Annotated in this window: 9 protein-coding genes; 3 read left to right on the top strand and 6 right to left on the bottom strand. The window is 22.7% G+C overall.

What is annotated here, in order from left to right:
* Nucleotides 1-35: 35 nt before the first annotated feature.
* The 4 genes from D500_RS02970 to D500_RS02955 all read right to left on the bottom strand — a co-directional run bounded on the left by D500_RS02970 (nucleotide 36) and on the right by D500_RS02955 (nucleotide 7,453).
* Nucleotides 36-686, bottom strand: a complete 651-nt coding sequence (locus D500_RS02970) for an NAD(P)H-dependent oxidoreductase (RefSeq protein ID WP_008364496.1) — start codon at nucleotides 684-686, stop codon at nucleotides 36-38.
* Nucleotides 687-698: 12 nt separating this feature from the next.
* A complete protein-coding gene (locus D500_RS02965) occupies nucleotides 699-5,144 on the bottom strand; it encodes a PolC-type DNA polymerase III (RefSeq protein WP_008364497.1) in 4,446 nt (1,481 codons plus the stop codon).
* 8 nt (nucleotides 5,145-5,152) lie between these two features.
* Complete coding sequence (locus D500_RS02960; protein ID WP_008364498.1) at nucleotides 5,153-6,181, bottom strand: phosphatidate cytidylyltransferase; 1,029 nt, start codon at nucleotides 6,179-6,181, stop codon at nucleotides 5,153-5,155.
* 195 nt (nucleotides 6,182-6,376) lie between these two features.
* Entirely contained in the window at nucleotides 6,377-7,453 is a 1,077-nt protein-coding gene (locus tag D500_RS02955; RefSeq protein WP_008364499.1) for a M24 family metallopeptidase, read from the bottom strand.
* Between the two features lie 151 nt (nucleotides 7,454-7,604).
* Here D500_RS02955 and trpS point away from each other — a divergent pair, with 151 nt between their 5' ends.
* A complete protein-coding gene (gene trpS, locus D500_RS02950; RefSeq protein ID WP_008364500.1) occupies nucleotides 7,605-8,615 on the top strand; it encodes a tryptophan--tRNA ligase in 1,011 nt (336 codons plus the stop codon).
* Nucleotides 8,616-8,635: 20 nt separating this feature from the next.
* Here trpS and D500_RS02945 read toward each other — a convergent pair whose 3' ends face one another.
* Nucleotides 8,636-9,538, bottom strand: a complete 903-nt coding sequence (locus tag D500_RS02945) for a hypothetical protein (protein WP_008364501.1) — start codon at nucleotides 9,536-9,538, stop codon at nucleotides 8,636-8,638.
* Nucleotides 9,539-9,594: 56 nt separating this feature from the next.
* Nucleotides 9,595-10,662: a DNA recombination protein RmuC gene (locus D500_RS02940; protein WP_008364504.1), complete on the bottom strand. Its 1,068-nt coding sequence runs from the start codon at nucleotides 10,660-10,662 to the stop codon at nucleotides 9,595-9,597.
* 177 nt (nucleotides 10,663-10,839) lie between these two features.
* Between D500_RS02940 and trmFO the strand changes: the two genes are divergently transcribed.
* Nucleotides 10,840-12,111, top strand: a complete 1,272-nt coding sequence (gene trmFO / locus D500_RS02935) for a methylenetetrahydrofolate--tRNA-(uracil(54)-C(5))-methyltransferase (FADH(2)-oxidizing) TrmFO (RefSeq protein ID WP_008364505.1) — start codon at nucleotides 10,840-10,842, stop codon at nucleotides 12,109-12,111.
* A gap of 106 nt (nucleotides 12,112-12,217) precedes the next feature.
* Nucleotides 12,218-12,985 (top strand): folate family ECF transporter S component, encoded by a 768-nt coding sequence (locus tag D500_RS02930; protein WP_008364506.1) that lies wholly within the window; start codon nucleotides 12,218-12,220, stop codon nucleotides 12,983-12,985.
* Nucleotides 12,986-13,034: the final 49 nt, after the last annotated feature.

The following is a 13,034-nucleotide window of genomic DNA, read 5'->3' as shown; positions in this document are numbered from 1 at the left end:
ATATAAATAAAAAATGAGGATATCCTCATTTTTTTCTATTTTATAAAAGTAATGTATTCTTCTTCATCTATTCTAATTTTTGGTTTAGGTTTTAATGATTTATTCATATATCCTAAACTCATTGTTAAAACAATTTGTTCATCTTCTGATAAATAGTTTTTTTCAATAAAGAAGTTTTCTAAAACTTTAGCATTAAATCCACCAATTATACAACTATCAATATTTAAACTAGCACAAGCAACAGTACCAATTCCAGCTGCTATATGAGCTGTTGTTTTACTTCAATGATCTAATTCATTTGTTTGAGCTAATCTATTAGTTGCATTTACTAAATTATTTTTAAATTTATTTGCAATTTCAACTTGAGTTTCATTAAACATTTTATTTACAGTTTTATCAATTGTATAATTTAAAATTTTATTAGTTTTATCAGAAACAAACAAAATAACTTTATCAGCATTAATAAAGTTTAATTGGTTATAAAACAAACTAGCTAATTCAGGTTTAAAACTACAATTTCTATCAATTATTAATAATCTTAAATTCATCAAATTAAAAGCACTAGGAGCCATTCTCATAGAAGTTAAAATTATTTCTAAATCTTGATCGCTAATTGATTTAATTGGATCAAAATCACGTGCACTTTTTCTGTTAAGCATCAATTCTTTAATATATTCTTTTTGCATAATATCTTTCTATTAGAAATCAAAAGTTAGTTGTTCATCAACTGATAATGAATCTAAAATATTAAATTCTTCAAAAATTTTAATTTGAGTTTGTGTAGTTTGTGTTCTGTTTTTTAAATCATTAACTGAAGTTATTGGTTTAGTGTTTCTAGCATTAATTATTGAAAGAGCCACTGCTTCTCCTAGTGAGTCAATAACATTAAATGGTGGAATGATAATTTTAGTATTATCTTCTAATATGTCAACTTTAAATCTAGTTGCTTCAGATTTTTCAAAATCAATATTACTAAACTTAATTCCTCTTGCAAACATTTCTAATAAAACTTCATAAACAACTTCTAAATCTTCTTCTTTTTTAGAAAGTTTTTCTCCATTTTTTACTTTTTGTTGTTGAGATTTTAGTTTTAATAATACTGCATCATATCCACCTAGTGCTGTTTTTAAATCAAATACATCAGCTCTTGTTGTTAGATAAGTTGCATAATATTCAGTTGGATAATAAATTTTATATCAAGCAATTCTATAAGCCATTAATACATAAGCAGTTGCGTGTGCTTTTGGGAACATATATTTTATTTTTAAACATGAATCAATATATCAATCAGGAACATTATGTTGTTTCATAATATCAATTCATTCTTTTTTTAATCCTTTACCTTTTCTAACTGATTCCATAATCATAAAAGCTAAAGAACTTTCTAATCCCATACTTAATAAATAAACCATAATATCATCTCTACATCCAATAACTGTAGAAATGTCTGCTTTTTTATCTTTAATTAAATCTCTAGCATTACCTAACCAAACATCAGTACCATGTGAAAGACCTGAAATTTGAACTAGATCTGCAAAAGTTTTAGGTTGTGTTTCTTTTAACATATTTCTAACAAAACCAGTTCCAAATTCAGGAATTCCAATAGCACCAGTGATTTCATCATTAATTTTATCTGAAGTTAAGTTTAAAGCTTGTAAAGATGAAAATAATGAATAAACATTTTTATCATCAGTTGGAATTGTAATTGGATCAATATTTGTTAAATCTCTTAACATTTTTAAAGCAGTTGGATCATCATGACCTAGAATATCCATTTTTAATAAGTTATCGTGAATTGAGTGGAAATCAAAATGTGTAGTTTTTCAAGTTGAACTTGTATCATCTGCTGGATAGTTAACTGGAGTAAAATCTTCAATTTCATATTCATTTGGTAAAATGATAATTCCACCAGGGTGTTGACCTGTTGTTCTTTTAACTCCTTCAGCTAGTTTTGCTAATCTATTAATTTCAGTTTTTCTTGGTAATCTATCATCTTTTTTAGTTTCTTCAAAATAAGTTTTAACATAACCAAAAGCAGTTTTTTCAGCAACTGTTGATATTGTTCCAGCTCTAAAAACATTATTTTCACCAAACATTTTTTTAGTAAAGTTATGTGCTTGGTTTTGATATTCTCCAGAAAAGTTTAAATCAATATCTGGAACTTTATCTCCATCAAATCCTAAAAAAGTTTCAAATGGAATATCATGACCATCACCAATTAATTTTTGATTACAATTAGGACAATTTTTTTCAGGTAAATCATAACCACATCTATAACTTGGATCAGTATTAAAATCTGAATATTTACAATTTAAACACCTATAGTGAGCTTTTAAAGGATTAACTTCTGTAATTTGAGCCATTGTTGCTACAAATGAAGAACCAACTGAACCACGAGAACCAACTAAATAACCATCATCATATGATTGTTTTACTAGTAAATGAGAAATTCAATAAACGATTGCAAATCCGTGTTTTGTAATTGAACCTAGCTCTTTTTCTAATCTTTTTTCAACAATTTCTGGAAGTTTTTCTCCATACATATTTTTTGCTGTTTGATAACATTTGTCTTTTAATTTTTCATTAACATTAGCAATTTTTGGGGTAAACAATCCATCTTTTATAGGAACAACATTACTATCTATCATGTCTGCAATTTTATTTGAATTAGTAATTACAATTTCATTAACTAAATTATCATCATTTAATCATTCAAATTCTAATAACATTTCTTTTGTTGTTCTTAAATGTTGATCAGGATAATCTTTGACTCTATTATTAAAATCAAATAAAGGATGTCTTATTCCACCAAGTCCTTTAGCATTAATATAAACTTCTCTAATTTGTTTTAATTCAGGATTAGTATAATGACAATCACTACTTGCAACAATAAGTTTATTTTCTGATTTACATACATTAATAATATTTGTTATTACTTGTTTTAATTGATCTAAATCAAGTGAATCATTTTGTAATAAGTTTTTATAAACACTAATTGGTTGAATTTCAATATAATCATAAAAACTAATTGCTTTTTTTAAATTATCTAATGTACTAGTTCTAGCTAGTTCAAAAATTTCACTATTAACACAACTTGAACCAAATAATAAATTATTATTCTTTTTAACTTCTATTAAATCATTTTTAAAAATCTTTGGAGATGAATAAAAATTAGTAGTATGTGATTTTGTAACAAGTTTATATAACTCTTTTAACCCAGCTTGGTTTTTAACTAAAATGTTTGTATGAAAACCTTTATTTTTATGATAGTTTAAATTATCTATATCATTTATTGGATTAATTTGATTTCAATCAGCATCAGTTATTATTTTGATTTTTTTTCTAGTTTCATCTAGCATTCTTTCATAAATATCAGCTAATATATCAGCATCATAATCTCCACGGTGAGCAATACTTGGATCATATGAAATATTTACTCTTTTTGCAAGTGAACCTAAACGATGTGATTTTAATTCTGGATAAATAATTCTTGAAATTGTTAAAGTATCAATAATTGTATTTTCTAATTTTCCATAACCTAATTTTTCAGATCAATAAGATAAAAAAGTAAAGTCAAAATTAGCATTATGAGCAACTAAAATTGCATCTTTTATAACTTGATGTATTTGTTTAAAAGCAGTTTCAATACTTGGTTTATTTTCTAACATTTTTTCAGTAATGTTAGTTAGTTTTTGAGTAAATGCTTTTAGTTTAGCTTTTGGTTTAATTAAAATATCGATTTTTTTTCTTTCACCAGTTTTAAAATTATATTCAATAGCACCAAACTCAATAATTTCATCTAATTCAGGACTTAATCCAGTAGTTTCTAAGTCAAAAAATACCATTTTAGCATCTTTTAGATTTTGATTTTTTGGATTTTTAACATATCATAAATCATTATTTAACATGTTAATTTCTAATCCATAAATAGCTTTGATTTTATTTTTATCATCTTTATTTTTATTAACTGTTTTTAAAGCTTTATAAATATCTGGAAAAGCTTGAACATTAGTGTGATCTGTAAAAGCAATTGCTTTATGATTTCAACTACTAATTAATTCTAAATAATCCATTGGATCACTAACTGCATCCATTACACTCATTTTAGTATGAGCGTGTAATTCAACACGTTTTATTTTTGCATCATCAATTCTTGACACAAGTTGTTTTTCTATTTTTTTAAAATCATCAATATAAAAGATTTGTTCTTGATCATATAAAGATAAACTAGTTTTTCCTTTAACACTAATTCAATCATTAACTTGAATTTTATTTGCTTTAATTTGTTCAAGATCTTTTGATTTTAATTCTTCTTCAGTTAAATCATCAAACTCACATAAAGCATCGCTTTTTGCAAAATACATACATCTAATTGAAGATTGATAATCAGTAATATCTATATAAAAAATCTTTCGTCCAGTTTTTGATAACTTAAATTCCTTATTAATAACAACACCTTGAATAACAATATTTTGAGCATCATCTTCAACATCTAATAAAGAATTATAACTAGGTTTATCTAAACTTGGTCTTTTTTTATAACTATTATTTGAACTAGGTTTTTTTTCAACTATTTTAGGTTGTATGATTGGTTCAACATTATTGTTATTATTATTTAACTCAGTTTTTTTTGTATCAATTACATCTAAACTAATTTCATTAACATTAATTAAATAACTTAAATCTTTAAATCCAAATTGATTTAGCTTTGCTAAACAATAATCTAGTTCTAAACTAATTTCATTTTTAATTGTTTGACTATTAACATTAAACACTAATTGATGATCATTTAAATCAAAATTATAAATATCTAATAACTTTCAAGAAACACGATTATTAAATAAAGATTTATACATTTTAATAAACTCTAAATATTTTGTAATTAGTTGTTTATCAAATTGTTGATTTTCTATGCTTAAAATTAATTTAAAGTTAAAATATTGGTTATTTTTTAGTTTTTCTTCAACTTTTTTTAAAACTTCAATTGGTAAAAAATCTTTGATTTGTATATGTAAATAACCTTTATTTTTAATTTGAGAAATTCTAGGAGTTTCTACTAAAATAGCATCTTTAAAATAAATCAGATCTTCTTGGTCTAATTCAACACCTAATTTTTTAAAAATGCCAAGTATTTTTGTTTGCATAAAACCCCCTATAGACTGTTAAATGTCAGACTAATATGTAAAATTATATAAACTATAAAAAATACAAAATAAAAAGAATCTAATCTATCTAAAACCCCACCATGACCTGGAATTAAATTAGAAAAATCTTTAATATCAATACTTCTTTTAATATAACTAAATACTAAATCACCAAATTGAGTAAATAATGAAACTAAAATAGTTAAAAATATATAAACTACTAACATTAAACTAGTGTTGTTATTTAGTATTAAATCAAATCAACCAATAAATGGAGCAAAGCTTCTTGTTGATGGAATAAAAAAGATTGTTAAAACTCATATTAAATTAATAATTACACTTGCAAAAAATCCACCAATTGCACCTTCTCAGCTTTTTTTAGGACTAATAATGGGAGCTAGTTTATGTTTTCCAAATCTTATACCAAATAAATAAGCAAAACTATCTGTTAAAATTACAGTTGCTCAAATTCAAATAATAGAACTAAAACCATACAAAATTACTCTATCTACTTTTAAAAAAGCTAAGAAATTAATTGCTTTAAAAGCAAATACCATAATTAATAAAACAAATAAAATTTTAGTTACTTGAGAAATATTTTTATTACAAAACTTCATTAAAAAAAAGGTAGTTAAAAATAAATATAAAGTAATAGCAATTACTATTAAATATCAATATTCTTTTAAATTTAAATTATTATAAATTGGTATTTTTGATTCAATATTACTAAATGGTATTCAAAATAAAACAATAGTTAAAATTTCAATAAATAATTTGTGTTCTATAGGTTTTATATTAAATGAAATTAATAACTCTCTTGTTGATAAAAATAAAATACAGCTACTTAAAATTAATGAAATAACATTATAAGTAATTAAAAGTTTAGATGAACTTTGATTAGTAAAATAATACAATATTGGAAATGCTAAATAAACACCTAATAACAACACTAAAATAGTTGCTGAAATTAGTCTTGTTTTTAGATTTTTTTTAATCTGTTTTATGTTATTTTCATCTTTAGTAATAATTGTATTCATATCAAATCAGTCTTTCTAACTAGATTATATTTTATCATCTTACTAATAGTTTTTAGTCTAGCTTAAAATCAAAATATAAAAAAAGATTTTAAAAAATAATTTATTAAATAATAGTTTAAATCCAAACTAATTATTTTAAAATGTGTTATAAGACATAAAAAAATGACCTATAAGGTCATTTAAAAAATTATTATATTATTTTTGTAATTTTAATAAAATTCTTGGCGAAGAAGTTAATAATTTGCATCCAGTTTTAGTTACTAAAACATCATCTTCGATTCTTACTCCACCTAGATCTGGTATATAAATTCCTGGTTCAACAGTAATAGTCATATTTTCTTTTAAAACTTCATTTCCAGCTGATCCAGCACTTGGTTCTTCATGGATTTCAACTCCAATTCCATGTCCTAATCCATGATCAAAGTATTTTCCATACCCTTTTTTATCAATAAAATCATAAACTTGTTTATGAATATCACCAGCAACTACGCCTTCTTTTACTAAACTAATTCCTAAGCTTTGTGCTTCATAAACAATGTTATAAATTTCAACTAATTTTGGATCAACTTCTCCAAGCGCAATTGTTCTTGTTTGATCTGAACAATATCCATTATAAAAACAACCCATATCAATTGTAATAAATTCATTGTTTTGAATTACTTTATCACTAGGAACAGCATGAGGCATACTTCCATTTACTCCACTTGCAATAATTGTGTCAAAACTAATTTTATCTGCTCCAAATTCTAAGAATTTATCATCAATAAATCTTTGTAATTGTTTTTCAGTAATTCCAGGTTTTACAAAATCAAGTGCTGCTTGAAATACTTGATCAGTAATATCACAAGCTTTTTGAATGTTAGCAATTTCTCATTCATCTTTAACCATTCTCATTTTTGAACAATTAATTCCAACTAATTCAAAGTCTTTAAATCAGTGATTTTTATAAGCTTGGTATTGTTCAAAATAAGTTCAATCAGATTCAAAAGCTAAAGTTTTTACATTATGTTCATTTAAAACATCAATTAAGTCTTGTTTTAAACTTTTTGAAAAATGGTGTAATTGTACATCTTTATTAATATGTTGACTAGTTCTAGCAGCTGTTATATATCTTCCATCTAAAAATAAATGACTATCAGTTTTAGTAATTAATAAATAACCTAAAGAAGAGTGGAATCTAGAAAATCAATATCTATTTTCAGGTGAATATAATAAAATTGCATCAGCATTATTTTTTTCTAATAATTCATTAATTATTTGGTGTTTGTTCATAATAAGTCCTACTTTCTTATTTTCAATATTATATTATAATTAAATTAAACTTATTTTTTTACTTTATTAAAAAACAATTAAATTGGGTTTTATTTAATCAATTTTTTTATAGAATAATATTAATCTATTGCTTTTAGTTAGGAAAATTTTTATGGAAAAAGAAATTATGGTTTCTGGAATTACTCCTAGTGGAACTATGACTTTAGGAAACTATTTAGGAGTAATCAAACGTTTTATTAAATATCAAGAAGAATATAATTTATTTATTTTTATTGCTAATTTACACGCAATCACAATACCTCAAGAAAAAGAAAAACTAAGAAAAAATACAAAAGAAATTGCTGCTTTATATTTTGCTTGTGGATTAGATATTAATAAAACTACTATTTTTTTACAATCAGATGTATTACAACACGCTCAATTAGGTTGAATTTTAACAACAAATACTAGTATGGGTGAATTATCTAGAATGACTCAATTTAAAGATAAATCACTAAAAGCTGAATCAGTTAATGGAAAAGGTTATATTCCAACCGGGTTATTTACTTATCCTGCTTTAATGGCAGCTGACATTTTATTATATGATCCAAAGTTTGTACCAGTTGGAATTGATCAAAAACAACATATTGAAATTACTAGAGATATTGCTATTAGAATGAATAATAAGTATGGAGAAATGTTTAAGATTCCTGAACCTTTAATTAATAGTGAAATTAAAATTATGGATCTACAAGATCCAAGTAAAAAAATGTCTAAATCTAGTGATAATCCAAAAGCAATTATTACAATGTTAGATTCAATTGATGAAATTAAATCAAAAATTAAAGCAGCAGTTACTGATTCAGAAAACTTAATCAAATATGATCCTATTAATAAACCTGGAGTTTCTAATTTAATTACTATTTATTGCCAATTAAAAAATATTTCAATTAAAGATGCTGAAAAACATTGAGAAAATAAAAACTATAAAGATTTAAAAGATGATGTTAGTCAAGCTCTAATTGATGAAATTATTCCAATTCAAACTAAATTTAAAGAACTATATAATTCAAAACAAGTTGAACAATGATTAGAACTTGGTGCTAATACTGCTAGAAATATAGCAAATAAAAAACTAAATAAAGTTCAGAATTTAATGGGATTAAATTATAGTAGAAAATAAAAAGGACCTAAGTCCTTTTTTTAATGAAAAATTATAAACATATAAAATATGATTACGAATATAACTAAAAACATTACAAGAATAATTGATCATTTATGACGACTTCAAAAACTTGGTTTATTATATGGTTCTTCAGTTGAACTTGTTGATCTAGTTGATCTAGTTGATGCTTTATTATAAACAATAGGTTGTTTTTCTTGTTGAATTCTTCTTTTTCTTTGTTCTACATAATAGTCTAAATCTTCAAGTTTTTCAAGTTTAAAAGTTTTTGGACGATTAAAACTATCATCAACTTCATTTGGTAGAATTCTAGCATCTAAATAAGCATCAATTTCATCATATAAAACACTTAATTGGTATAAATTGTTGTGATTATCTTCTAATAAAGAACGTGCAAATCACTTTTTACCAGTTAGAATCTTTTTATCATTAATATAAGCTAAGCAATTAAAATAATCTAGTTTTTTATCTTTAATTGATTGAAAAAATAATTTATTTCTATCATCATCAAATTCATGATAAGAATAATAATCATTAATTTTTCTAATTATTATTCTAATTCCATTTTTACTTAATGTATTTTTAGTTTTTTCATAAATTTTAATATGTAAAACTAAATGTTCAATTAAATTACAATAAACTAAACGATCAGCTTTTTGTTCTCTAATGTATTTTTCTCTATTTTCTTTTGATGATAAATTTGGGATTTTATCTTCATCTATATGATGAATTTCTAAACCATATCAAGATCTTTTAATATCTAAATTTTCTTCTATAGTTTTAAAAAATAAACTAGAACTATATTTAATATAATCACCTTGAACTTTACCATATTTATTTAATAAATACAAAACACAAGAATCATAATCTAATGCTAGTAGTTTTTCAATTTCTGTATAATAATTATTTTTCGTACTTTCCATATTTAGATTATATAAAACTTTTTAAAATCTATTATTTTAAAATTGTTAAATATTGATTATTCTTGATTATCATTCATATTAATTGATTCTAATTTAGAATAGTTTTTATCAATTTTACTTGCTGAAATTTGAAATTCTTTAAACAGTCTTTCAGTTTCTGATTTATATTTTTCATAACTAGCAAGTATGTTTTCATTTCTTTCTAATAATCTTTTAACATCATCAGTAATTACTTTAATTAGTCTTTGAATTTCAGTAATGTTTTTACTAATTTTATAATCTCTTATACTAATTTGTTGAGAAAATAAAACAGCTGGTAGAGTAGTTGGAGAACAAATTCAAATTTTATTTTTAACTGCTTCATTAAATAAATCACTAAATTTAGATCAAATTAATTCAAAAACAATTTCAGAAGGAATGAACATAATCACACTTGAAATATTTTCTTCACTTGAAATATATTTATTATTTAAATCTTTAATCATAGTTTTTATAGAACTTTTAAACTCTATTTCAGCTTGTTTATATTCAAAAGAACTAGAATCTTGTGAGACTAAAATATCAGTTTTTGATAAAGGGAATTTAGCATCAATTGCGATTTTTTTATCATTAATTTGAGTATTAATAATTGCATCAACAATTACATTTGAGTTTTTGTATTTATATTGAGTTTGTCAGATTCCGTTTTTAGTTTGTTGTCCTAAAACATTAGTTAAAATTGATTCTAAAGTATATTCACCTAGATTTCCTCTAGTTTTACTGTTTTTAAAAATTAAAGACAATTCTTTAATATTATTTGATGAACTATCCACTTTTTTATCGATTTGTTCTATGTTTTTAGTAATTTCATTAAACTTTGAAATGTTTTGTTCTAGTTTATCTAGTGATTGTTTTAAATCAGTTTTTTGTTCATTAACTTTTTCTTTTAGATTATCTAAATTAGTATTAATAACTTTATTTTCTGATTCAATTTTTTGATTTATAGTTTCTTTATTATATTCAAGATTATCTTTTAAATTGCTATCTTGAACTTTGTTTTTATTTTTAATTAAATAAAATAAAATACTAATACAAATAATAATTAATATTGAGATTAAAATTATTAGAATAATAGTTAGATCCATATAATCCTTTCTTTTAATATTTTATTATGTTTATTAAAAAATAGTTTTTTATAAAAAATAAATTTGTTTGATTTAATATATCTAATTAAATTAATTTCTATTACAAAACATATAATTTATTTAATTAGAGATTAATTATTTAAAACTATTTTTAATTATAAATATAAGTTGGTGTGTATGAAAACAATTAGAATTATAGGAGCAGGATTATCAGGGTGTGAAGCTGCTTATTATTTATTAAAAAAAGGTTATTTTGTTGAATTATATGAAGTTAAAACTCTTAAAAAAAATCCAATTCAACATTATGATGATTTTTGTGAATTAGCCTATTCAGATTCTTTTAGATCAACTGATTTAAAAACTTCAGTTGGTGTTTTAAAAAAAGAACTAGAGCTTTTAGATTCACTAATAATTAAAGCTGCAAAACATACTAGTTTAAATAATAATAATGAACTAGTTGTAAATAGAATAAAGTTTTCAAAATATATAACTAATTATTTAAAAACATTTAAGAATTTAAAAATTATAGAACAAGAATATTTAAATATAGATTTAAATATTCCAACAATTATTGCAGTTGGTCCTATTTCAACACCAAGTTTTTTAAACAAACTAGAAACTTTAATTAATAAAGAAAATTTAAAATTATTTGATAAAGTAGAACCAACTATTTTAAAACAATCAATTAATATGGATATTTGTTATAGTTTAAATAATAATTTAGATTATTTATATATTGATTTAAATAAAGAACAGTTTGAAAAGTTTTATAATGCTTTAATTAATGCAAAAGTTTTTATTTCACCATTAAAAAATGAAATAGATTTATTAGAACAAAATAATTATTTTAGTATAGAAAGTTTAGCTAAAAATAAACAAGAATTTATAAATAACTTTAAACCAATAAACAAAAATGCCTATATTACTATTAAATTAAAAAAAGATAGTGTTATTGATCATTTATATACAATAAATAATTTTTCTACTAGTTTAATGTGATTAGAACAACAAAAAGTTTTTAGCTTAATTCCAGGATTAGAGAATTTAAAAATAATGAGATATGGAGTTATGCATAAAAATAATTATATTAATACTAAAAAATTATTAAATTTAGGTGTGCAGTTAAAAGGCTATGAAAATATCTTTTTTGCAGGTCAAATTATTGGAGTTGATGGGTATGTTGAATCAGTTAGTTCAGGATTAATTAGTGCAATTAATTTAGATCGTTATTTAAATAATAAAAAAATGATATTACCTAATAAAAACACAACAATTGGTAGTTTGTATAATTACTTATTAAATGTTTATGATGATTTTAGTCCAATGAGAGTTAATTGAGCTTTAGTTGATATGATTAATAATTGTGATTTATCAGATCAAAGTAAAAAGTTTTATAAAAATAGAGCAATTAAGCTAATAAAACAATATATTAAAAAAATTAATAATTAACTTAACAATTTTTAAAAAATAAAATTAAATTATATATGTTCTAATATTTTAGATACTTGATACAATAATAAATGTAAAAATAATAAATTTTTATTGAGAGGCTAAAATGTTGTTCTTTTTAACAAATGGTGCTGCTATTTGTGTAATCATTTTATTATTTGCTATAGCCTATGTAATGGATCCAAAATTTATAAAAACTATTACAACTATTAAAATAACAATGATGGCAATGCAAGTGGCGTTAATTGTTTTATTAACAAATGTTATTGGTTATAGTGGTGTGTTTGGCGCACGTTTAATGTTTGGTAACTTTATTTTATTTTTATCTGGTATGTTATTTGGTCCTATGGGTGGAGCATTAGTTGGAGCTATAAGTTATACAGCTGGACTAGTAATGCCTAATATTTTTATCCACTTTTCATTTATGGCTGTTTATATGTTATATGCAATGTTAGGATCACTAGTATTTATTAAAAAACAAAAATCAAGAGTAACATATACAATATCTGTAGTTGTTTTACTATTTATTGCAAGCTTTACACTAACATTTATTTCTCACCCAATTGCAGTATTATCTATTGGTAAAAGTCCTTATGTTTATGCAACTTTAATTAAAAAACTAATTGTCTTTCCAATTGATGCAGCTATTGAACCAATTTTAATTATTTCAACTTTTGAAGTTTCAGTTTTAATTTTAAAAAGAGTTCCAAATAGTTGAAACAATTTATGATGTACTAGATTTGATAGTTTAGAATTTTTAAATAAACAAGAACGAAAATCTAAAAAAGATAAAAAAGAAAAAAAATCTACAAAAGTAGAAAAATTAGTTCAAGAAACTAATAATACTAGTGTTATTAGTCAAGTTTCAAATTAGTTTTTAACAAACACTTTAATAAAATAAAGTGTTTTTTTATTTTAATAAT

Origin of the sequence: Mycoplasma feriruminatoris, from assembly GCF_000327395.2 — a bacterium.
Taxonomy (GTDB): Bacteria; Bacillota_I; Bacilli_A; order Mycoplasmatales; family Mycoplasmataceae; genus Mycoplasma; species Mycoplasma feriruminatoris.
Note: the sequence above shows the minus strand (reverse complement) of the source record. Positions and strands in the feature narration are given on the sequence as shown.